This is a genomic window from Roseovarius gaetbuli, from assembly GCF_900172365.1.
Classification (GTDB): domain Bacteria; phylum Pseudomonadota; class Alphaproteobacteria; order Rhodobacterales; family Rhodobacteraceae; genus Roseovarius; species Roseovarius gaetbuli.
Map to the genome: position 1 here is coordinate 1 of NZ_FWFJ01000029.1, position 25977 is coordinate 25977.

Consider the following 25977-nt stretch of genomic DNA (forward strand, 5'->3'; position numbering starts at 1 on the left):
TCTTGGCCTCGCTTCCCGTCTTGGCTAGTGCCCGTCTGGTCCGTCCGGCGTCCCGGTGTGCATCACTGCGCCGCCGGTGAAGGGGGTTCTACGGTTAGTAGGGAAAACCCGCAACCCCTTTTTTGGCAAAAAATGAATTTTTCTGCATCTGCACGGTTTTTCCTTGGAAATAAGGGGGTTCGGCGTGGGATTTGGCCCGCCTGATCGTGCTCTGCACAATCCGTGGGTCCAATAAAGACCGTAATTACAGATATTTAACAAGATTCGCCCGACTCAAGCACTGCAAAGATGAAAAAAGGGGCCAGTGGCCCCCTTCTCGCTTTTATCCTGCCCCCAGTGCCGAGAGCCTGAGTCGTCAGGCCGTTTCCGACTTTGCCGTTTTGCTTTTGGCGGCCCCGTTCGTGCCTTTGGCTTTATCGGCAGCTTTGGGCGCGGTTGCGGCAACCTTTTCCATGAGCGGCTGCAGGTTGTTGAGCGATTGCAGGTGAACGAACAGCAACTCAAGCTCGTCGGTCTTGAGCATCTGCTCAAGGGTTTCGCCGCTCAGCTCTTTGAGCTTTTCGCGATTCACCGCCGAGAATCCGGCCAGGCGACCGGGTGATCCATCCGGCAATGTGTATTGTGCATGCATCGGCTCCAGAAGCCCAAGCTCGTGCAGACGTTTGCAAAAGGCCTTGGTGCGCGCGAACTGTGATTGATACTCGCGCATGAAATCCAGAACCTGGCCAAGATAGCTTGTGCGCTCGCCACGGCTATCGAACAGCTTTTCGCCCTCGCCGTCCTTGTTCACCCCGTCATATTCTTCGTCCACGAAGAGGGTAAAGTTCTTACCGTCCTCAGAGCTGGCAAAGACAAACGGATAGCGGCGCATGAAGGCCGGGATGTAACGCCCGTTCCACGACCCGTCGGGATCGACATACAGGTTTTCCTTGTCGCGCAGGCCAAGGATGACCACCGGCATGACCTCTTCGCCCTCACCGGCAAAGACGATCGTGCTGTCGGGTGCTGCGGCGCGAAACTCGGCCGCGACGAGGGGCACAGAGTTCACCTCTTTGGCGAAAGTATAATCACCGGCAACCCGAAGCGAGACATCCTTATGTGCTTCGCTCGAAACCGGTACGGCCCGTTTGTAGAATAGTAGTTGCGTTTCCATGTTCTTGCTCCTTAGACGGCCGTTATTAAGGGTTTTTCAAAATCCTCGCATACCGCGAATACTATTGACTGACCGGGCAAAGCATAACACGCTATCGTGCGTCTCAAGCCATTCGATCGTAAAGAAATTAACCACCAAATCCCGTTCATGATGCTTTATCCGGGCAAAGTTTGGCGAGAATAAGGATTGGAAGCAACCCATGTTGCAAAGAATGTCGATTATAGGTCTACTTATGTTGGGCACCGCGCCCGCCCATGCGCTGGATATCCGCTCTTGCGTGGTCATGCCAAGCCAAGTGGTCGAAATCGCCGTCGAGGTGCCCGGCCTTGTCAAATCGGTCAATGTCGGCCGCGGCGATGTGGTCAAAGAGGGCGATGTCCTTCTAAAGCTGACCGATACCGCGCTTCAGGCGCAGGTCGCCCTTGCCACGCGCCGCGCCTCGGACGAGACCCAGATCACCGGCGTCGATGCCCGCATCAAGGTGCTTGAAGGCCAGCTTGAGCGGGTCAAGATCCTCTATGAACGCGAATTGATCGCCATGCGCGAACTTGATCGCGTCGAGGCCGAACTTATCGGCCTTTACCAGGAACGCGACCGCGTGATCGCCGACCGGGATCTGGCCGCGATCGAGCTTACCCGGATCAACGCGCTGTTGGATCAACGCACGGTGATCAGCCCGGTCAACGGCATCGTCACGGCGCGCAATGCAGATGCGGGCGAATATGCCGACGAACAGGGCGCCGTGATGAGCATCGCCACCCTTGACCCGCTGCACGTCGAGATTTTCGTGCCCCAGGACATGGCCAATCAGATCGAGATCGGCGCCGAGATCGAAATCCGCCTCGAAACCCAACCCGATCTTGCCCACACCGCCGTGGTCGAAGTGGTCGACCGTGTCTTTGATGCGGCCTCGGGCACCTTCGGGGTACGCCTGAGCCTGCCAAATCCGGGCCAGAGCCTGCCGGCCGGTGTGCGCTGTACCGCGCGGCTATAACCTAAGGCCTGCATCCGCTGGTCGTAAAAAAGGGGCTTAACGCCCCTTTTTTATTCCTTCTTATTGCCGTTTGACGCGCTAGCCGCGACTGGCACCAGACCCCAATCGACCAAGCCGCTATCGTCAGCCACGGTCGCCTCTGCTGTATTGTCATTCGCCGCAGGCTGGACGATCAGAAGTTCGACAACCTCTGCGCCATCCTCAGGCTGAGTCTGTGACGTCTCGGCAAGGCTCTCCTGTGTCTCCACGATCCAGCCTGTGTCTCCCGAAGTGATATCAGTTGACAGGGTCGTCACGTCAAAGGTCGTCACAGCCGCAAGCGGCGCCTCGTCCGCAGTCAGATCAACAGTTGACGGATCGGTCGGAGCCGGAGCCGGTTCAATCCCGCGGCCATCACGTGCGCCCTTGGTATTGCCCGGCTGTCCGCCATCGGGTGCGCCGGTGTTGTCCTGCCAGCCATCATCCTGCTGGGTGATCATCCCCAACTCGCCGAAGGGTTCGCCAAGACGATCCGGATCGCCGCCTTCGCCAAGGCGCGTCATATCCGTGCCATCGCTTTCGGCCACCGCAATCAGGAACTCCTGAATCCAGGGCGCAGGCGATCTGACCACGGTCCAGTTGCCGAAGGGCGAGAACGGGACGACGAAGTTGTTGTATTCGCCCGCCCAGTCGACCATCCGGTCATGCGAAGTGTTGGCGATAAGCATGTCGCGTCCACCGCCGCCAAAGGCAAGGTCGCCATATCCCGAAACCGGCGTCGTGGCGGCATCGGGCGCATCATTGGCCCCGCCATTGGTTCCAAGATCATCGTCAAGGTTCAGGATATCCCCGCCAAGACCGCCCCAGAGGTGATCACGCCCTGTGCCGCCGACGATCCAGTCATCGCCGATATCGCCGAACAGTTTGTCATCGCCATCCCCCTTGGCCCATTCGCGTGCCAGCGGCGAAAGCTCGCCCTCGGTCGCGTCAAAGTTCAGGACATGGCCCTCAATCCGGGCAAGGGCGTTGTTGAAGTCATAAAAACCGTCGGGTGTGATCAGGCGGCCAGTGACCGGATCAGTCTCGGGGCGCCACTCACTCGGCGTGGTATAGAATTCAGGCAGCGCCTCGGCGCCCGAAATCCCGTCATTGCCAGCACCGCCGTGGATGGAATCATCGCCGAGACCACCATAGATCAGATCGCTTCCGCCAAGATTCCAAGGCTCGAGATCCGCGGTTTTCTTCAACTCGCCAAGCGGGTTGAGAATGGCATGGAACGCATTCGCCTGGGTCGAGATGATCTCTTCCGTTGTGGCGGTATTCAGCCCGATCAAGGTTTCCGTCAGGCCATTGCGGCTTGTCAGGATCTTGCCGTCATCGCCCAAAATCCCGTCGTTGCCGGTGCCGCCCGAGATCCAGTCATCCCCGGCGCCGCCGATCACATCGTCGTTCTGCGCACCGCCATAAAGGACATCTTTGCCGCCCATGCCGTGGATGATGTCATCACCACCCTCGCCATCAATCAGGTCATTGCCGCCGATATCGCTGGGGTCCCCGCCCGGCGTATAGGCCGCATATTCAATGGCGCGCACTTCGACGCGTTCGGTGCCGCCCGGACCGTAAGTATCCCACTGATAGTTCAGCGCGGCGCCATCCGCGACAACCCGGAAGATGTTGCCGTTGTCGCCAAGGATCACATCCGCGTCACGGGCATGGCCGCGATCCGAGGTGTCGCCAAGGCTGTTGCGCTCAAGATCAAGACCGTCGCCGCCATAGATAGTGTCATCGCCATCAATAAGCTGTTCGCCACCCTCGTCGTTACAGCTCTTGCCGAGGAACAGAAGCGACGACCCACCGATCAGGTCATCCTGACCGAGGCCGCCGATCAACAGATCATTGTCACCGCCGCCTTCGATGTAATCGTTGCCATCGCTCTCGCTGCCATCCTGAATGACCAGCGGGCCACCGGGGGCGTCAAAGTCGATCGTGGCATCGCCGTAAACCGTATCGTCGCCGCGCTGACCGAACAGACGGTCATCATCCGCGCCACCGGCAATGATGTCATTGCCCCATGTCTCGGGCGATGCGCCCTCGGAATGATCAAACAGCGAGATGTCACGGCCCTGAACACCGCTCAGGCTCGGCTGCCATTCGGCGGTGACATTGGGCAGGTAATCCGGCAGGAACGCGCCGGTGATCGGGTCCACCTCATAGAGCGTGGCGCCCGCAAGGCTGCGCAGGCGTTGATCAAGCGTGTCGGCGCGACGCAGAATTTCCGCGTTGTCGCCCGCCACGACATCATCGCCCTCATCGGCGTCGATGATGTCATCGCCATCCGCACCGCCGCAATCGTTGTGGCCGCCGATGATGTCATCACCGCCCGTGCCGCCCGAAATGCTGTCGCCACCCTGGCCGCCGACGGCGATATCGTCGCCCGCGCCAAGGATGATCCGATCCCCTGCGCCAAGCGCCGCGTCATGCGCGAAGATCGACAGGAAGGAGAACGGAAGATCCGCCGCCGTGGTCAGCGGCAGTTGCGACAGGTCGATCCGACCACCGCTCAGACGCTCGATCTTGCCGTGATCGCCAAACACAAGATCGTTGCCGTTGCCGCCGATCAAGATATCCTGCGCACCGCCACCGATGATTGCGTCATTGTCGTCACCGCCGTCAATCTCATCGGCACCGCCGCTCTCGGGCGCAATCGAGGTGACGATATCAAGCGAGGAGGTATCGCCATCAAGGGCAAAGCTATCGAACAGGCCCGAGTCGCCCAGCAGGATATCCATCCCGCCATCGCCGGTGATCGTGTCATCGCCGTAACCACCAATCGCGATGTCATTATCCGCACCAAGCGTCAGGCGGTCATTCCCGCCCTGCGTCACCGCAATCGAGCTGGCCGATGCAATAACCCCGAGGTTCAGGATGATCTGCGCGTGATCGCCAAAGGCAACATCCGCCCCGGCGCCGGTATCAACCGAATCGCCCGCCGTCCCGGCAATGACGATATCCTCGCCATTGCCCGTGGTGATAAGATCAACGCCACCGATATCGAACAACAGGGTTTCGATGGTCGCAGGGCGCGCATTATCCGCATCCCATGTGATCCGGCCCTGATCGCCAAGCACGATGTCCGCGCCCTCGCCCGTTGCGATCTCATCACCGCCGTCGCCGCCGATGACAACGTCATCGCCTGCGCCGCTGTTGATGGTGTCATCGCCACCGCCAAGCCCCTCGAAGAGAGTGCTTGCGACGCGCAGAACGCCGTCGGTGTAATCAAGCTGGCCACTGTCGCCCAGGACGATATCCTCGCCGGTCGAGGTCTCGATCGTGTCATTGGCGGTGCCGCCAAGAACCGTGTCATTGCCCGCGCCAGAGCGGATAAGGTCACCCGCACCGATGGTCGACACGGTGCTGCGCACCGTGACAACGACTCCGGCGTTGAAGATGATCACGCCATTGTCGCCAAGGATGATGTCACCCCCGGTTCCGGTATCCACCAGATCCGCGCCGACACCGGCAAGGACGATATTCTCGCCATTGCCCGCATAAATCGTGTCATTGCCACCAAGCTCTTGCGCGATGGTTTCGACGCGCGACAGCGTCGGAAGCGGCGTTACCAGCGACCAGTCAACCACGCCGCCATCGCCAAGGATAACATCCGCGCCGCTGCCTGCGGTGATGCTGTCAGAGGCAAAGCCGCCAAGAACGACATTGTCGCCCTCACCGGCGTCGATGATGTCATCGCCGCCGATATCGTCGCTCAGCGTGCGCAGAACAGAGGGCCGCCCGTCGACAAAGGCCATTTCGCCATTGTCGCCAACAACCATATCGTCGCCGTCACCGGTCTCGATCACGTCACCAGCGGCGCCACCGATCACAAGATCGTCGCCAAGCCCGCCGTCAATGGTATCCGAACCGCCCACGTTCGGGCTGGCCGAGATCACCTGCGTGACGCCACCGGTGCCAAGCACCTTGAGTTGGCCGGGCTGAAGGATCCGGCCGTGATCACCAAAGATGATGTCCGCACCATCGCCACCGGAAATGTCGTCGTTGCCAGCACCCTGCGTGACATCGGTTTCAGTTTCGCGGGTCACAAGATCGACCTCGAAGCGGCTGTCGCCATAGATATGGTCACGTCCGCCAAAGCCGAGGATCACGTCATCGCCTGCGCCACCGGCGATATGATCGCCGCCAGCCCCGCCATAGACGGTGTCATTGCCGCCCCCGGCGTCGATCACAACCGCGCTGGTCGTGTCGCGCACGTCGATGACATCATCGCCATCCGGGCCAAAGCGATAGGCATTGTCCGAAAGCGATCCCGCCCCGGCGCTATAGCGTTCGCCGCTGGCCGAGGTATCGCCATAAAGAACAAGCGGCCCGGAGTGATCAAGCGCGGTGATGGTATCATCGCCACCCCCACCGTGGATCGCGGTGATCGTGCCTTCGGCGGTGCCTTCAACCGTAAAGGTATCGTTATTGCGGCCCAGCATGACCTCGAAGATGTCCATGTTGGTATAGGTGATGCCACCGGCATAGGTCACGAACATCTCGGCCTCTTCGGTGCCCTGGTTGAGGGGCAGCTCGCCGCCCATGCCAAGACCCGACAGATTGCCAGCGGTCAAAACACCCGTGTCCGGCGCGTCAGAGCTGTCGTTAAAGACATTCACCCGGTCCACATCGGTACCGACTTCGGGCACTTCGGGCGGGGTCAGCGGGATGTCAAGCTCGGTCGGCAGGATGATCGCCGACACAAGCGAGCGATCCTCGGGGCCGACATTGCCTTCAAGGATCAGCGGGCCGTTGATGGCATTCACCAGATGCGGCTGTGCGGCAACGGTCTTGATCGGGTTGGCAGGATCAGCGACCGGCGCCGTGGGATCAAGCGCCACGTCGATGGTCACCGGGATATCCCAATTGGTCGCATCAAAGGTGACTGTAGTGCCGTCAAAGCGCGCATCGGCGCTCGACAAGAGTGTCTGACCGTCGGTTTCAATGGTCACGGTCACGCTTCCGACCGGCGCACGACTTAGCGTCAGGTCATAGCTGTCGGTGCCATCGGTTCCTGCACTCACCGTGGTGCTGCCGTCGCTCTGGCTGACCACAAGGGTGGCGGTGTCATTGTCCAGAACACTGGCAACGATTGTCACATCCTCGGCGTCAAACGCGCCGGTGCTGCTGCTGGCGGAATGGGTGATCGTCACATCGTCTAGGTTTTCTTCGTCGACGTCATCGACCGCCGAAACCGTCACAACCTGTGCGTCGTTCCAATTCGTGCTGTCAAACACCAGCGTGTTGTCATCAAAGCTGACTTCGCCATTCGCATCCAGTGTCACGGTCACCGTCTCGCCCACATTGGGCGCTTTGGACAGGCGGACCGAATAGGTGTCGCTGCTGCCACCTTCGGCAACCGTGGTGCCGGGGCCGGTTTCGGTGACAATGATATCGGCGCGGTCGTTATCTTCGACCTCGACCTTGATATCCTGAAGTCGGATGCCGTTGAGCGCCGGATCGTTTGAGATGATCGAATGCCCGATCACCGCCGTGGTCGGCCCCTCTTCGGCGGTATCGTTCGGCGCTTTCACATAGATCGTGCGCTGTGCATTCCAGTTGGTGCTGTCAAAGCTGAGCACAAGCTGATCCGAGAAATTCACCCCGTCGGTCGAGACCTGAACCGTGCGTGCACCGTTGGGCTGCGCGGTCGAGGCCTGCGCCGCCGAAACGGTGATATAGGCGGCCGACGTCAGCGACACCGGAACGCCCGGCATCTGGATCGTATAGGTATCAATCAGGCCGCTGCCCTCGGAAACCTGCGTGCCGGTGCCGGTTTCGTCAATGAACACCGCATCCGAATTGACCGGCTTGACCGTAAGGTCGATACCCTCTCCCACCTTGTCCCAAAACCCGGGATCGATCTCGGGATCGGCATCAAGGAAGTGGTTGATCACACCCGGCTGGCCGCCATCCGTGGCGGCAATCACCGGCACAAGGACGCTTCCGCCGACGTTGAAGGTGTCGCTGCCAAGACCACCGATCACGGTGGTCACAACGCCCTCGCGGGTCGACAGGATAAAGAAGCTGTCGTCGCCCTCAAGCCCGTCTACTTCAAGCGCCTCTTCGACACCCGACAGGGTAACCGAAAGACCGGCGCCGAAAATGCCGGCCTTGGTGATCAGGAAGTTGTCATTCGCCTCGGTGCCGACCGCAACAACGCGGTCAAACCCGGCGCCGCCGTCGATATTGACCGGTGCGTTGACGTTATAGCGGATTTCGTCATCGCCATCCCCCGCATTCAGCTCCGACTCTCCGGCAAGCGAACTTCCGTCGCTATCGGTGAGCAGGAAGGCCCGCAGCAGGAAGTTGTCGTTGCCCGCCTCGCCTTCCATGCGCAAAGCCGCCTGGTTGGAATAGACCCGGAAGATGTCATTGCCGAGCCCGCCATAAAGCACGGTGGCCACGCTATTGCCGCGGCTCAGGAAGCCAGAGGTCGTGGTGACGGTCGCAATCTCGTCACCCGGCGCGACATTGCCCGGTTGACGCTCTGAGCCAAAGACCTGGCCGATCTGGAAGGTATCGTCGCCGATGCCGCCATCCAGCGTCAAAAGCGTGCTGTTGTCATCCATCGCAAAGGTGTCATTCCCCTCGCCGGTTTCGATCCGGACGCGGGCATTGATGGTCTCGTCGTAATTGATCCGCTCAAGCGGGTTGGCAAAGCCGCCCGCGCCATCGCTTTGCAGCAAGGCGATAAAGTTCTTGCGGATCAGAACCGTGTCATCCTCGGCGGTGGTGCGGATCAGCATCCGGTCAAGCCCGTCATCTGGCGCACCGCTGTCGAAGGTGTTGATCACCACATCGCTGATGCCGGTCAGGTCGATCTCGGTCACATCGGTGCCGGCCTCGCCATCAATCGAGAAGCTGTCGCGAAGACCACCGCGCACCGTCGTCATCGACGGCAGGCGGTTGATAAAGATGTCATCATCGCCCGCGCCCGCGCGCAGGTTGGTATTGCCATCAATCGCCGTCACGTTGATGCGGAAGATATCATCATCCGCGCCACCCAGCATTTCGATCGCCTGGGCCTCAAGCGCCCCGTTCAGCGCCATCGTCGCGCGCGGCGCATCCGCATCGCCAAGATCGATCGACAGGGTGATCAGGTTGCCCGCCGCAAACAGCGCCCCGAGGTCCTGTGTCAGGTCATCATCGGCGGCAATCGTAAGATCGCTGCCCGTCTCGGCCACGCTTCCGGTGGCAAAGGTGATATTGTCGCGCGCCTGGATATTGGCCGCGCCAACCGCCGCAACACGCGCGCCCTGCAAGGCCGAGATCGAGCCGCCCGCGTTCAGGCCAAGAGTGCTGCCCGCCGTCATGGCACTATCGACACCAAGGGTGATCGCGCCCGTGGTGGTCGCGCTCAAAGCGCCAAGCGCCTGCATGGTCGAGCTGACACCGGTGCTCAGGCTCGCGCTCGTGACCGACAGGTTGGTGCCAGCAGATTGCTCGCTGTCGCTGCCAGTGGTGACCGCGCCGCCCGCTGTCAGGCTCATCGAGCTGCCCGCCGTCATCCGGCTTGCGACACCAAGGGTGGTGCCATCCGTGGTGGTCGCGGCCAGCGTGGTGCCAGCAGCAATGGAGGAGCGGGGTCCCGTGGTCAGGCTCGCGCCCGAGACCACGATGTTGCTCGCGCCGATGATCACGCTGTCGGTCCCGGTCGAAATCGCCCCGCCCGCGCCGAGCGACAGCGTGCCGTTGGCGGTCATCCGGCTTGCGGTTCCGGTGGTGATCGCGCCGCTGGTGGCCACGGCCAGCGTGCCCCCGGCCTCAAGCGTCGACATCACGCCGGTGCTCAGGCTTGCCGCCGAAACGGTCATGGCGGCGCCCGACGTTTGCGTGCTGTCGTCACCAGTGGTGACCGCGTTGCCTGCGCTCAGGGACATCGTGCCCGTCGAGGTGGTCTGGCTCTGGCGACCAAGGGCGATATTGCCCGAAACATTGGCGCTCAGAGCGTTGCCCGCCGACATCGTCGAGGACTGGCCGGTGATCAGACCGGCAGCGGTGATCAACAGGGTGCTGCCCGCTGTGACAATGCTGTCTGCGCCGGTGATCACGTTTGTGCCCGCCGAAAGGGTCATTGCGCCCGAGGCCGAGGTTCTGCTGCTGACGCCAAGATCAATCGCGCCGCTGGCGGTCATCACAAGGTTGCCCGCGCGCGCCGCAATCACGCCGCCGGCCTGAAGCTGAATACCGCCTGCGATCGCCTCAAGCGCGACATTGCCGCCGCTGGCCGTGACCGAAGCCAGAACGAGCGTGCCCGCCGTCTCGCGCAGAGTGATGCCATTGCCCGCCGCCAGAACCGCGCCGGGGGCCGCTGTGCGGCTGGTATCAACATCAAGCGCATCCGAGGCCGTGCCGATGCTGCCCGACGCCGTGATGGTGAGGCCATTGGTGAAAATGCCCGCCCCTGCGTCGGCGGTGCCATCAAGCACGCTGCCGACCGGGGTGGTCAGGAAGGTATTGCCGCTGGCGGTGATGGTTTCCACCAGAAGGTTGCCCGCCGTCACATTGAGGCGCACATCGCCCGCCGTGGCGGTGACCGATCCGGCCACCATGTTGCCGCTCACCTCGTTAAGGTGAACCGAACGCGCCAGCACGCTGTCGATGCGGTTCACGTCAAGGTCAAGATTGTTGGCGGTGGTGCCGACGACGCCGTTACCTGCCGAAATCGTAAGGTTGGTGGCGATGATATCGGCGATGGTGTCGGTCGACGCATCCACCACGCTTGCCACGCCGCTCAGGGTGACCCCGGCGCCAGAGCTGATCCGCGCGATGCGCATGTCACCGGAGGTCTCGTTAAGGACAATCGCGCCGGGGGCCGTGGCCGTAACCGTGCCCAAGGCGTTGTTCGAGCTGTCGATATCAAACGGGTTTGCCGCCGATCCGATGGCGCCGCTGCGCGAGGTCAGAATCACGTTGCGCGCGGTCACATCCGCCGCGCCCGTGTTGTTGCGGTCGACAAGATTGCCGCCCGAAATCAGCGTCGCGGTGCCATTCACCGCCGACACCGAGCCAATCGCCATCGACGAGGGCCCGAGCACCTCAAGGTCGACATCGCCGCCGGTCGAAGTGGCGTTCAGGATGTCATAGACCCCCTCGACCGCAAAATTCGTGGCCGTGGTGATAAAGCCAAGCCCATTCGGCGCGGTCAAAACCCGCGTCAGCTTGCCTGTTTTCCCAACGAAATCAATCTGATCACCCGCCTGCATATCAAGCTGAACACCATCGGCCGGCGTGGTAACCGCCGTGGTCTCCAAGAAGCTGATATTGGTGCCCTGAAGGTCAAGGTAAAGATCATCTCCGGCGCGGCCGAAGAAATTGACCGGATCATGCGCAATCGTGCCATCGGCAAAATCGCGGCCCCGGACAAGCTCAAGACGGAACGGATTATTCGCCGCCCCGATTGAGCCGCGATCGGTCACGATACTGACCGCAGGCACGAGAGTGCCGCCATTCAGATCGGTCGCAAACATCTGGCCCGCATCCCCGGCGATAAGGTCTACGCCCGCCGCCTGGGTGATATTGCCGCCCTGGGCGCGGAAATCATAGATCGCGGCGACGTTGCTGATGTCACGCAGGAACAGCACGTCAGACGTCAGCGCGGTCGAATTGTTACGCACGGTGAAGGTGGTGAAATCGCCACCCGCATTGCGGATATTAAAGCCGGGGCTCACATCGGCAGGCGCCGGACGGCTATCGACCACGTTGATATCCGGCTCTCCGCCATTGGTCGAAATCATCTCGACCCGCTGAATGTGCAGATCGCGGCTGGTGTTGTTCTCAAGCGTGACGCTGGTCAAAAGCTTGGGCAGGAAAATATCGGCATCGCCACTGACGATCCCGCGCACAAGGCGGATATCAAGCTTGCCGCCGGCATCGTTGATGATGTCATCAACCAGAATGGTGTTCGAACTGATCGTTGCGCCGACGTTGGATTCAGCCGCAATCGTGCCATCGGCATTAACCCGCAACAGCTTGTCCGAACCTTCGCCAAGGAAGATCGAGCCGCGCAGATTGACGATATCATCGGCATCGTCGCCGACACTGGTGACCTCGGCATTGCTATCGGCAAATTCGAACACGGTCACAAGGTCAATGACCGTATCGACCACCCATTCGACGATCTTGTCCAGCGGCCAGGGCAACCACTTGGTCACCTTGCGCACCACTTCGCGCACGACCTCCACGATCTTGGTGATAAAGCCCGATGCGTCGGCTTCGGCCACCTCGGTGATCGCAAGGTTGGAGCTTCCGTCGATATCAACCGATTTCGATACCATCACCGCAGGATCGGCCATGTCGATGATCGACTGACCATAGCCAAAGCCGATGGCCTCGGCATTTGCAACCGCAAGAACAGTTGTGTCGGCGTTCGAAATCGCCCGCGAGACAACCTCGTTTCCAAACGCGCCGTCAGGGTTCTGGGTGGCGCGGCCAACCGCATCCATTTTGATCTCGTTCACGCCCTCGATACGAGAGGTGCCCTCTTGAAGGATGCGGGCCTGTGCCTTGTCGCCATTGGTCCCGATATTAAGCCGCGACACCGCAGTCGAAAAGGCCCCGGCAAGGGTCACATTGGTGCTGGAGTTTGCGGTTTGCTTGCCAGCAACCTCGTTCAGCGCGTCGATATCGACAGTGTTACCCGCGAGGATCGTAGACCCGTCGCGCAGAATTACATCGGCATCGGTATCCATGTTGGTGGTCACGAAGGCCGTCGAAGACGAGGCAACCGCTCCGCCGGTGGTCATGCTGACATTGGCGTCAAGCAACACGGCGTTTTTCGCCAAAAGCGTGGCGTCGCGAGACGCGTCGATCACCGCGCCAGAGGACAGCTCCACATCGGCTTCCGAATTGATCGTAAGCACAGCCGACGCGCCACCAGCCGAGGCAATCGACGGAATGCCGATATTGGCGAAATCGCCCTCGAACAGCGCCTTGAGCGAATCGCCCAGCTCCTTGCCCGATGATCCTGTCACCCGGACAATTGCGTTTGCAAAGGTTTCAGCCAGCAGTTCTGCATCACGCGCGGTGATCCGGGAATTGCCGTTCATGTCGGCATCGGCTGTGGTGGTCATGGTGACCGTGCCCGAGCTAAAGCCCGCACTCAAAAGACCCTCGGTGCCGCCGGTGACCGTATTGCGCGCCTCAGCGGCGGCAAAGGCCTTGAGACGCACAAGATCGCCCGCCGTCAGGCGCGATCCGCTTCCCAGAACTGCGTCGGCATTGGTGGTGGTGGTGGTTCTCGCTTCGGCATCGCCGCCGGAAATAAGGCCGGCCGCGTTGTTGTTGGCAACTGCATCCGCCGCGTTGAACGCCCGCGAGGTCGCCTCGATATCATCCGTCGCATCGACCACCGCGCTTGGGCCGAACCCGGCCCAGACATTGGCCGTTGAGGTGGCCCTGATGTCGGTGGACGAAATGCTGCCTGCGCCGCCAACCGAGGTGTTGCCGGTTGCGCGCGCCGCATTGCCGATGGCGCCGACGCCGTTCTTGTCGGCGACGTTAAAGAACGCCTCGACGATCACATCGCCCGACGCGCCATTGGCCGCGACATTGATCGCATCGCGGATTTCGGCCCGCACGGTCGAGGTTGTCGTCGCCGTGGCCTTTGAATCGCCCGCCGCGAGAAGACCGCCAGAGACACCGGATGTGGTCGCAAGCGAGCCCATGAGGCCGATCGCCCCGACGCGCACATCGCCCGCGTTGATATTGGTGCTGCTGCCCTGAATGATCGCCGTGACGGTCCGGTTGACCGTGCTTGTCGAATTGCCACCAACCCCGGCGGCAAGCCCGCCTGCACCGGCGGTGCCGCTGGCATGGGCATTGGCCGCGTCATTGGCGTTGACACTGGTCAGGCCGGTCGTCGTGACAATCGCGCCGTTGATACGCGCCGTGGCAAAGCCCTGAACGGTCGCCGTGCTGGTCGTGGTGCCGCCGCCGATCAGTGTACCGATCCGGCTTGTGGCGATGGATGTGGCGTCGGAATCGCCCAATGTCCTGATCGCAAGACTTCCGGCAATAACCGTGCCCGTCGTCAACTCCGCAGTAAGCTGCGCGCGCGATGTCGCCGAGGCATTGGCGCCCGACACGCCGATCAGCGCCCCGGCCGAGGCGGTCGAACTTGCGCTGGCATCCATGCCGAAATCGCCGCTTTCCGTGACGACCGTACCGTCGTCCAACACGTTGTGACGCGCCAGAACAGTGACCGCGCCGCCGGTTGCCGTCACCGTGGCACCGCCGCCGATCCGAGCCGTGATCGAGGGGCTCACCGTCGCGACGGATTTCGCCTCGCCGACCGCAAAGACCCCGCCGTTGATACCGGAAACGATTGCATCGGCATCGACGATGCTGGCCGCGTCAACCGTGACACTGCCCGCATCGACCGTCAGGCCCGCGCCTGCGATCTCGGCCGTCACACTTCCGCCGATGGTCGCACGCGCCTCGATTCTGGAAACAGAGCCAAGCGCCCCCGCGCTTGCATTGCCGTTGGCGTTGGCCTCGTGGTTGGTTTGTGCGCGCACGACAACCGATCCGGCATCAATATCCGAGTTGCCACGGATTTTGGCCGAGACCGTCGGATCAATCGTGACAACCGCCTTGGACAGGCCAAGCGTCACAAGACCAAGCGACAGACCGCGCACGGTTGCGGTGCCGGTGGCGACGCTGTTGGCATCGACCGTCATCGCGCCGCTGACATTGATATTCGCACTGTTGATATCGGCACGGGTCGCCCCGCCGATATCAACGCCCATTTCGTTGACGCCGCCCGCCGCAAGCCCGCCCGAAAGCGAGCGCCCGGTGACGCTGGCAACCGTATCGCTGCGCGCATCCATATCAAGACTGTCGACGCCGCCATTTGTCCCGCCGCCGATATCGGCCAGCGTGCCGATGCGCGCTTCGGTGGTTCCGGTGACATCGACCTGGCTGACCGAGGCCCCGGCCACGAAAGAGCCGACCGCAAGCTGAGTGCTTTCCAGCACGATATCGCGCTCGGAGCTGGCCGAAAGCGTGATGCGGTCACTGTCGATGACATTGCCGTCGATTTCTGCCCGCGCACCGGTTGAATCGGTGTGAACCACGACCGACGCGCCAAGCGCGCCGGCAAGCCCGGCCGTGCCGAGAACCGAAACGCTATTGGCGTTGATCCGCATGTCCGAAAGGACATCGACCTGGCCAAATGTGGTACTGCGCCCCGCCGAAATGGTGGCGGTGCTGTCGATGCTGGCGGTGGTGCCGCGCGACAGGGTGTTGACCGTGATGCCTGCGCCGACCGCGGCAAAGCCAAGCGACACGGCGCCGGCATCTGTATCAAGGTCGATCCGCTCATTGGCGCGGATGAACACGTCATCGCCCGCATTTACCACGCCCGCGACAAAGGCATCGGTGCCGGTGGTGGTGACACTCGCCGTTGCGCCGCTGGCCACAGTGCCCGAGGTGTTGCTTGCAACCGTCGCATTGCCGGACTGCGTGGCCGAAGCGATGCGTGCCGTCGCCGAAGGCTGACCGGTGCCGTCGACATTCTCGCTGCCATCGCTGCTTGCAAAACCACCCAGAACGCTGCTTGACCAACCGGTCGAGGCGGCGCTATCGGATTCGGTGATGGCGTTCTGGCCGCCAACCGAAAGCTCGCTCGTCTGGCTGCTGTTAAGGTCATTGCCAAACGACAGAACCGAAACCGAGGCCGCAAGTGCAAGCGCGCCGCCGCCGCCGGAAATCACCAACTGGTCGACATTCATCAGTTCCGCCGCGCCGACGATCACATCGCCACCCGCGTTCACGCGGGTGCCCGCCGCCGTATAAGCGCTTGTATCCGAACGGATAATCCCGACGCCCAAGGCGCCAGCAGCACTTCCGCCAAGCGACAGGGCAAGCGCGCCGTGACCGGCAAAGAAATCAAGCTTGTTGCCCGCCGTGACAACCACGGACTGGCTCGCGTCGCCGCTTTCACGCTGGTTCACCTGCGCCGTGCCGCCGACATAGGCCGAGGTATCGCTATCGACCACCACGACGCCAATCGCCCCGGCAATCCCGACTGCGCCAACACCCGCCGCCGCACCAAAGACAAACAGATCCTCGGCACTTTCGGCCGTAACCAGAACGCCCTCGGCAGACTGACGCCCAAGGGCATCGCCATCGTCATATGTATCATTCGTACCGGTCAGCGTGCCGTTCAGAACACTGCCCGCCGCGCCGCCCGCGCGGGCATCGACCTGCGCCGATCCGGCGATATAGGCCTCGGTGGTTTTCTCGATCACCACCACGTTGACGCCGGCCCCCACGCCGCCGCCGCCAATGCCAACACCTGCGGCGCCGGCAATGACGTCTGCGGTAGTGTCGTGATCGGCATCGACCACAACATTGTGGTCGGCAATCACGTCAGCCGCGCCATCAATCGCCGCGATAACGTCGGATTTCATGACGATCGCATTCGCCGAGATCCCGGCCCCGCCGGAGCCCCCGCCCGCGACCGATACGGTCACCGCAAGCGCATCCTCGACGGCATCCGCCGCGACGATCACATCGCCCGCGCTGCGCAGGACGGCCCCGGTCACCCGGGCCTCTGTGCGGCTGTCAAAGACGGCGGCACTTGCGCCCGGCGCACCGGCCACGCCACCCACGGCAACCGCCGCCATCACGTTCAGCGCATAGCTGTCGGAGGAGGCCGCAACCCGGATATCATCGCCCGCCGCGATCGTGGTCAGGCGTGCGCCCGCGCCAACCTTGGATTCGGTGATGTTGTTGATGACGTTGACCGTGCCACCCAAGGCAACCGCAGCCCCGCCGCCCGACCCGTTGACCGAGAAGGTCTCGACCCGGTCGGTCGACACCGCCTGAACGGTAATCCCGCCAAGGTTGGTGGCATCCGCCGAGGCCACGCGTTCGCTGTCAAAGCCCTGATTGTCAAAGCCCTGCGCCGAGGCGGTGCTGCTGCTGGCGCCCGACGTGCCGACGCTGACGTCATTGTCACCGGCTTCGGCCAGGTACTCAACGCCGACGCCGCCGGTGAGGGATTTCACGCCGCTACCGCCGCCATTGGCGGTGAGGGTCGCGCCCGCTTCGATCAGGGTCTGCGTGGTCTTGTTGATCACGCTCACACCGCCAGAGCCCGCACCCGAGGCAATCGCGCCAGAGGCCGCACCGGCAATCACGTCGGTGCTGGTGTTGTCCAGCGCGTTGATCGCAATACTGTCGCCCGCGGTCAGAGTGGCCGTGCCCTTGACGGCCGCCTCGGTGGTGTTGTCAATCGACAGAACCGACGCCGCCCCGGCAAGCGATCCAAACGCCCCGCCAGAGCCGCTGATCGCGACAACAACCGCTTCGTCCTCGGAGAGGGCGCGCACCGCGATATCATCCTTGGTTGTCACATCGCCCGCGATCCATGCGCGGGTTTCCTTGACCGTGACCTGCACACCGGCCCCAGCGGCGCCGCCGCCCGTGCCAGACCCGGCAAACGACCCGCCGCCGGACACGACCGTGCCGGTGTCACGGGCCAGAACATAAAGATCCTGCGTGCTGTTGGCATTGGTGTCGCTGATCGTGACATTGCCGCCGATCCACGCCTTGGTGACCTCGGTCTGCACCGAAACCGCGCCCGATCCGGCAAGCCCGGTCGTTCCACCGGCCCCGACGCCGATCGCGCCCGAGATGATAACCTCTTCGGACACCGCAGACACGGCCACGCCGCGCACCGCGCTCAGGGTATGGTTGCCGGTCCCAAGCTCTTCGCCGGTGGGCATCAGGGTGCTGCCGGTGTTGCCCTTGGCGTTGATTGTGGCCGTGCCGTCAATCGCCGCCGTCGTGGTGTCATCATGCACCGAGGCCGCCGCGCCAAGGCCCGCGCCAACGGCGCCGCCGCCGCCAACACCGCCGCCAAGGCTTTCCATCGTCACATCGCTATCGGCCAGAACCGTGACGTTGCCATCGGTATTGACCGTGCCGCCGGTGATCCGCGCGGTGGTTTCTTCAACAATGGTGGTATTTGCAAAGGCACCGGCAAGGCCGACGCTGCCGCTGGCGCCGCCCGCCACGGTAAGCGCCGCGCCGAAGATGCCCGATTGCGCCACAACATCGACACCGCTGATGGTGCGGCTCGAGGAGGCACTTATCGCGCGATCCGTGCTGCCAAGCGCGCCGGTCGCGGTGATGCTTGAATTGCCGATGATCTCGGCCTCGACCTTGTGCACGGCAACGACGGTGCCAATCGTGGCACCAACGCCAACCGAGGAGCCACCGGCAACCGCACCGGCCCCGGCCACAAGAACCGCCGAGGTGACCGGCTCGATCACAACATCGCCAAGTTCGCGACCGTTAAGACCATCGCGCCCGCTGCGCGTATCGGCAAAGACGCTCAGGTTGCCCGAGGTGTTGATGTTTGCGCCCTCAACCCGTGCGCGCACGGTTTCGGTGTCGGTGACCACCGCGATCACGCCCGCAGCAGCCCCCTGACCGCCAACGGCGCCCGCGATCCCGGCAGAGACCAGAACCGGCGAAGAGGTCGCCACCAGGTCAACGCCGCGCACATTGCGCGCCGTGCCGCTATCGGTGATGGTGTTCACCTGGTTGCCCGTCGCCGTCACCGTCGTACCGCGCCCGATCAGAGCGTCGATATCCGCGACCCGCGTCAGGGTCACGATTGTCGCCCCAAAGGCCGCCCCGGAGCCGCCCGCCACGCCGCCCGCAAGCGGCACGATCACCGCGTCGCTATCGGCTTCGACCGTGACCGTTCCGTTGGTCGTGACCGTGGTCAGCGCAGGCACCGCAGCGCCGCCATCGGCCGCCGAAAGGGCCCCGATCCGGGCCGTGGTGGTGTCGGTCTGCACGATCGTGTTGATGGTGCCCGACCCGGCAATGCCGGACCCGCCGCCAGACCCGGCAATCGTAAGGCCGGTCACGATAAAGAAGCTGTCGGCATAGACATCGACGCCGTTGATGGCGCGCGTGCCTTCGTCATCGGGAATGATCGTCGCATCGCCAATGGCGCGCGCGGTAACGGTCGCCCCGGCCTCGATCTCGGCCAGGGTGCGCGACAGGGTCAGCGCAACCGAGACCGATGCGCCAACCGCGCCGGACGAGCCAACCGCCACAGACCCGGCCCCGAAGACCATGATAAGATCGCTGTCCGACCCGATCGTGACATTGCCATTGGTATCAACCACCGCCCCGGCGCCAATCGCCGCGCGGGTTTCATCGTCGGTGACGACAATCGAGATCGCCCCTGCGCCGGCAAAGCCGCTGCTGCCAGAGCCGGCCACGGTAAGGCCGACAATCACGAGGTCACTATCGGCAGAGACATCAACACCGCGCACCGTGCGCGTGCCGCCGTCATCCGGCAGGGTGCTGGCGCCGCGAATGGCATCTGCCGTCACGCTGGCGTTGCCGATCACGGCCTGCACCACACTCTTGCGCGCGATAACGCTGCCTGAAAGGCCGATTCCGGCCCCGCCGCTCGCCACGGCAACCGCGCCGGTGATCGCGGCCGCCTCGGCAAAGGCGTTGGCATGCAGGGTAACGTTGCCTTGGGTCGTGACCACCGCGCCATCGGCGATCAGCGCCTCGGTGACCGAGGCATTACCGGTCGCGGATGCGTTTTCATAGTCAAGCGAGGGCACCGGGTTATCCCCGTTGATCACCTCGTTGGTGCCAAACAGGAAGCTTCCCGAAAAACTACCGGCGCCGGAAAAACCGCCGCTGGAGGACGAACCGGAAATCGCCGCGGTGTTCGACAGGATGGTGTCATTGGCAAAGACATCAACCCCGCGCATGGTGCGGGTCTCGCCATCAACAGTGCGCAGCAATGCCGTGTCGGCATTGGCCGTGATCCGGGCGTTGCCGCGAATTTCGGCTTCGGTCTGATTGATGGTGACAAGCGGGGCCGCTGCGGCACCAACGGCGCTGCCGCCGCTGCTGAGGGCCACGGCGCCGGCGATCATGCCGCCAAAGAGATTGCTATCGGCATAGACCGACACGCTTCCTGCGGTGATCACAGTGCCGTCAATCGAGGCACTCGTGGTCCGGTCCAGCACGCCAAGCGACAGCGATCCCGCGCCAGAGAAGCTCGACGAGGAGGACCCGCCAACGGCAAAGTTGATCAGGATATCGTCCGACAGTGCCGCAACCGACACCCCGGCGCGCGATTCAACGACCGCCCCGGTGCCGATAAAGGCCAGCACGTCGCGATCCATGGTCTGAATGCCAAAGGCCGCGCCAAGCGCGCCGGTGTTGCCCTTGGCGATCCCGCCTGCAAGGCTGATCTGAAGGGTGCTTGCGCGTGCATCGACCGTTACGCCCTGTGCGGTGGCGGCATTGGGCGCAATCTCGTCGACGAGCGGATCGTCGAGGTCCGAATTGACCCGCGCCCCGGCTGCAATCGACGCCTCGGTCGTGCCATTGACGGTGGTGGTCGCGACCGAGCCGGCCACGGCGACCTGATCGGCCTTGGACCCGGCGACGGACACCATGAAGAGCTTGTCATCGGTATCGGCGCTCACGATCAACCCGTGTTCGGTTGCGCCCTGAACAGCAAGGCCTGCGCCCTGCCCGAGGGTCACCACATTGGCGCCTGCGGTCACGCTGGCGCGGGTATTGTGATCAACCACCAACACGCCCGGCGCGATGCCGACACCCGTCGTGCCGCTGGCAAAGCCGCCCGCGACGCCAACAACGATCAATTCATCCTGGGCAAAAATCCCAAGGCTGCCGGTGGCGCGCACGGTGCCCCCCACTTCGGCAATCACATCGCTATCGACGAAATTAAAGCCAACCGACCCGGCAAGCCCAAGCCCGGTATCAGCCTTGCCGATGCTCGCCGCGAGGGACACAATGACGCTGAAATTCTCCGCTTTAACAGTGACATCACCGCCAGCGGTCACAGTGCCGTCAATCTCGGCCTTCACGGAATCGGTGAAAATACCGATGTCAAAGGCCGCGCCGACGGCGGTCTTGTTGCCATCCGCCGCAGCACCCGCCACGTTGACACTCACCGCAAAGTCGTTGGCGTGAACCTCGACATTGCCGCCGGTGGTCACGATTGCGGCGCTGCCGATCAGGGCCTCTGTGGTGTCATTGGCGACGGTCACATTGACCGAGCCCGCAATCGCGATATCGCTCGCCGACCCGCCAGAGCCGCCAACCGCAAAACCAACGCTCTCCGAGCGGGTTTCGGCCTCGACCGTGAGGTCGCCGCCGCCGTTGATGGTCACGGTTGCATTCTCGATGGCCGCGCGGGTGGTGCGGTCAAAGACCGTAACCCCAACAGCGCCGGCAATACCCGTGTCACCGCCACCAGGCGTGCCGGTAATGATCGTAAGCGGTACAGACACCGCGATCACCGGCCCCGAGGTGCCCGCATGCAGCGTCACGTTGCCACCAGAAGTGACGGTCGTGTCGCTGATCAGCGCCTCGGTGGTCTGGTCGATGATGTTGATGCCAACCGCGCCCGAAATCCCAAGCCCGGCAACACCGGCCACATCAAGGGTGCTGTCCCCCGTCGTGACACTGTTTTGATCCACCGTCGGCGGGGTGGTGTTATCGGCTGGATCGGTCGGGGTGCTTGAGGCACTATCGGGTTTCGCGGCGGCGAAGGCCACCACGAGCCCAAGATTAAGACTATCGGCCTCAACCGTGACATTGCCCGCGCTGCGCACACCGGCATTAAACGCCGGATCGGTCGGAATCGTGCCGTCCTCGACATTGCCGATCTTCGCAAGGGTGACATTGGTCACGTCATTGACCGCCGCACTGACGCCGACGCCGGTGCTGCCGCCCTTGGCAAAGGCGACGCCAAAGCTCAGCATGGTTGCCGAATGCTCGGCATCCACTGTCACGCTGCCCGCATCCACCGATGCGCCATCCTCGATAAAGGCGCGCGCGGTGTTCACGTGGTCGTTGATCGAAATGCTGCCCTGAAAATTCACATCCTCGGCACTGCCGCCGGCATCGGTCAGGTTCATCACGAACTGCCGGGTTTCGGCATCGACCACGAGGTCATGCACAACGGTTATCTGTGCGCCATCGGCGATAAAGGCGTCGGCCTCGTTGGTCTTGGCAACATAGCTGAACGAGCCGCCCACCGAGGAGCCATCGCTTTTGGTCGCGCCGGTGAACATCGCCTTGATATTGGGCGGACCGACGATATCGACGGTCTCGATGCTGGCCAGCGATTCAACCCGCGCGCCGTTGGCGGCGGTGACCGTGACCCGTGCGCCGTCGCCGATGCCGGCCTTGGCGGTGTTGTGGATAAGCACGACATTGACGGAACCGGCAATCGCCAGCTTGCCGTCGGTGCCGGAATCGGAATTGCCCGCAGCCGCACTTGCGGCGACATAGCTTGTCGCGACCTTATCGGGCAAACCACCGGCCGGGTTGGCATAGCCAAGGAACGGCGTCGCCGCATCAGACACCCCGGTCAGAGCGGGCCCGAGCGACTCGTCATAGTATTCCTGAAATGCGGAAATCGACTGATTTGCCGCCAGCGTCGCACGCTCGGGGTCTTGTGGGTCGACATTATCGCCGACGTTGCCAAACGCGCCCGAGATCGAGGGCATGGCGCCAAGCGCCGTGCCAAGATCGTCGATGGCATTAAAGAACGCCGGAATTTCGTTAAGGAAATCAACCTGATTGGGGATAATCGCCTCTGCGTCCACCACCAATGCGCCCGCAACCACAGTCGCGCCGTCAATCCGCGCAACCGCGTCATTGTCGAACTGCGACACGTTGATGCCGCCCGCAAGGCTAATCGCGGCGCCCGCACCAGAGCCACCAATCGCGACGGTGCGGAAGTTATCCTCGGTGGTGGCCTCAACGGTGAGCGTATCACCAGCCGTCACAAACGCCCCGTCAAGCAGGAAGGCGTTGGCCTGAAGCGTGTTCTCGGAAACGATCACAGCCGCCGAAAGACCGAACTGCCCCGGACCGCCCCATTTGCCACCGGCGCCGCCGGCGTTCGAGCTAAGGCGGTCTTGCGCAACCTGCTGCGGGCTTTGTTCAGTGATCGAGGGTTTTGCCTTGGTCGCGGCCTTGGCATCCAGAAGGGTTTCGCTATTCACCGCGCTTGCGGAAACGGTCACATCCTCGGTGCCGCCAAGCGTGCCCGCGACCTGCGCGGTGGCGGTATTGTCAAGAAAGGCCAGCGTGATCGCAACCGCTTCGCCCTGATTGGCCTGCGGCTGAACGATACGCGACTTGGTGTTGACCGCCTGTTCGGTGGTCGTGGTCCCGTCGATGGTGACATTCACCCCGGTGATCGACGACCCCGCCGCCACATCGGTCAGCGCCTCGGTGGTGGCATCGCCAAGCGTCATCGCAAGCGCCGGTCCCTTGACCCGCTTAAAGCCGCGCGGCGCGTCCGACGCGGTCTTGGTCTTCTTCGCAACGGTCAAGCCCGACACGATACTCGTCGAGACATCAAGCGTGTTGTCGCTATTCGAGCCGATAGAGATATCGCCGCCCGCATCAAGAGTCACGCCAGTGCCGACATTTGTCTTGGCGCTTGCATCGGATTCACCAAAGGTAAAGCCGATGTTGAGCCCCGGATTTTCAAACCGAAGCAGCGAGGTCGCCGCCGAGGTGATATCAATCGTGTCCTCGGCCCAAAGCGACAGACCCGCCAAAAGGTTGACCTCGGCAAGCGCCGCCGAGCGCATGAAATGCACCGGGATAAGCTTGGTCAGGGGGCCAAGCAGCGGCAGGTTGTCAAACTGGTTCTGAACGGCGCTTTCAAATTCCGACGCCAAAAGCTGAATACCGCCCACCAAAAGCGGGATATCACCATCCTGAACTTCGCCATCGCTAGCCTCGTCATCCGGCAGCCCCAAAAGCGCGTCGACATCAATCTCGATCTCGACCGCCTTGCCCGAATTCGCGCTTGAGGAAATATCGACCGTACCGGCACGAATGACCGCATCGCCGATCTCAATCATCGAGGCGGCGACCTTTTCATTCAGGCCCGGCGTAAAGGCAAGCGCATCAAGCGCAAAGCCGGCATCGACCGTGATGCTGATCGCGCCGCCCGCAGGGCCGCCCACGGTGCCCTTGGCATCCGCCGCAAGCAATTGCGCGCCGCCGCCGATGGAAATCCCTGCGCCTTCAAGCTCTTCCGCGGGGTCAGAGAACGGATTCTGCCCTGCGAATATCCCGGCAAAGCGCGACCCGCTGACCGAGCTACCGCCGCCCGTCAGGGTGATATCGCCGTGATTGGCCGCCCCGAGAATCGGACTCCGGGTGTCGATCACCGCGCCGTTGCCGACCACGATCACTTCGGCGTCCATGATGATATTGCCGCCCTGGGTCGAGATATTCTCGAACATCTCGATCAGGTCAGCGCCGAAATCGCCACGCACCGTGAGGCTTCCGCCCCAGTTCTCAAGTCCGGCCCCAAGACGGAAGGTATCATCGCCAAAGCCAAGGTTGATCACAAGCGGCGCCCCGGCGGCGAAATCACCGCCGCCATATTGCGCGCCGCCGGTTGTCACCAACTCGAAGCGCCCCGCCGCCGCAGCGGCCTGAAGCGTCAGGTCATCGGCACCAACCGTACCGCCCACGGTAATCGTCGGCTCCATCCCGGTGAAATTGAAGGTCTCGAAATTGATCGTGCCGCTGCCCGAAGATCCGCTTGTCGGGGCCGAGAAGATCGCGCCCTGCTGAACGATGGTATCTTCGCCGCCGACGCCGCCCTCGATCAGGCCTGTGAAGCTTCCCGGTGCATCAGAAAGAGTGCCCGGAACCGTCAGAACATTGGTGACCTCGAAATAAAACGTGTCGTCATTGCCGTCAGAGCCGGTCAGCGTCTCGATGTTCTGGAAGAACGCGCCGTCGACAAAGCCGCGGTCGTCATCGGTGATCCGCCATGTCACATCCTTGGCCGGGCCAAAGATCCGGTCATCGCCGTCGCCACCGTCAATCGTGATGATCACATCCGGCTGGCGGATTGAATCAAGATCGTTGCCCGCATCGGTCAGCTGGCTGTCAAAGCCCTCGTAAACGACATGATCGTCGCCATTGCCAAGATTGAAGGTCAGCTCGCCACTGGTATAGGTGCCGCCGCCACTGGGTTTGTAGAAATCCAGCGTGGTCAGCGCGCCCGCCGGGCCCATCTCGACCCGCGACACGCCGTTATCCTCGACCCCGTCATCGGTCAGGCGAACCGTGCCGCCCCGGCCATCCACCGCATCGTTGACGATCCGGAAATCGGCATTGCCAAGGTCAGTGACATTCTCGACATTAACGAAGGTACGCAGGTGATCTGTGCCCGCTTGGCTCTGGGTGATGGTCCCCGACCCATCGGCGCCAAGGTCATAGGTGACGGTGCTGTACTTCGCGCCGTCAAGAACCAGCTGATCCTCGCCATCGCCACCATCAAAATCAATCGTAAAGGGCACGTCTGGCCGGAACAGGAAATCAACCGTCAGCTTGTCGTTGCCGCTGCTGCCGGTGATGTCGATATCGGTGACACCATCAAGCTCGGAACTGGCGATCGTCAGGCCGGTGTCATCGTCAAGCAAGCGGATCTGGTAAAGATCGTTGTCGGCGTCGTAGTTGAGATCAAGCGTGTAATCACCGGCCTCGGCGATCACATGTGCAAAAATCGGATCTGCTGCAAGCAGGATCCGCGGCTCCATCGCCTCAAGGTTAAATTTCCGCTTGGGGTTTCGGGCCCGCTCTCGTTTTTCAGAGGCGCGGGCCAAGATCTCTCGAATGGCTGTCGTATATGACCGTGAACGCCGCTTTGGCGTGAAATCAGAAATTTCGTTCTTCGGTCCGAACGGAAAAGCCATTTGGCAACCTCATAAAAGCTGTGTGAGCG

The 25977-nt window shown here is 62.5% G+C and carries 3 protein-coding genes; 1 reads left to right on the forward strand and 2 read right to left on the reverse strand.

From position 1 onward, the window contains the following. Positions 1–355: 355 nt before the first annotated feature. Positions 356–1153, reverse strand: a complete 798-nt coding sequence (locus tag ROG8370_RS13605) for a SapC family protein (protein WP_085827732.1) — start codon at positions 1151–1153, stop codon at positions 356–358. A gap of 232 nt (positions 1154–1385) precedes the next feature. On the opposite strand from ROG8370_RS13605, the gene ROG8370_RS13610 reads away from it, so the two are divergent. Continuing rightward, positions 1386–2147, forward strand: coding sequence for an efflux RND transporter periplasmic adaptor subunit (locus tag ROG8370_RS13610; protein WP_170925246.1), 762 nt, complete (start codon positions 1386–1388; stop codon positions 2145–2147). 50 nt (positions 2148–2197) lie between these two features. Here the strand turns inward: ROG8370_RS13610 and ROG8370_RS13615 are convergent, their stop codons facing one another. Continuing rightward, positions 2198–25948: an LEPR-XLL domain-containing protein gene (locus ROG8370_RS13615; RefSeq protein WP_085827734.1), complete on the reverse strand. Its 23751-nt coding sequence runs from the start codon at positions 25946–25948 to the stop codon at positions 2198–2200. Between the last annotated feature and the right edge of the window lie 29 nt (positions 25949–25977).

Excerpts from the sequence above, each read along its gene's own strand:
- ROG8370_RS13610 (WP_170925246.1), top strand. The coding sequence starts at position 1,386 with ATGTTGGGCACCGCGCCCGCCCATGCGCTGGATATCCGCTCTTGCGTG.
- ROG8370_RS13605 (WP_085827732.1), bottom strand. The coding sequence starts at position 1,153 with ATGGAAACGCAACTACTATTCTACAAACGGGCCGTACCGGTTTCGAGC.
- ROG8370_RS13615 (WP_085827734.1), bottom strand. The coding sequence starts at position 25,948 with ATGGCTTTTCCGTTCGGACCGAAGAACGAAATTTCTGATTTCACGCCA.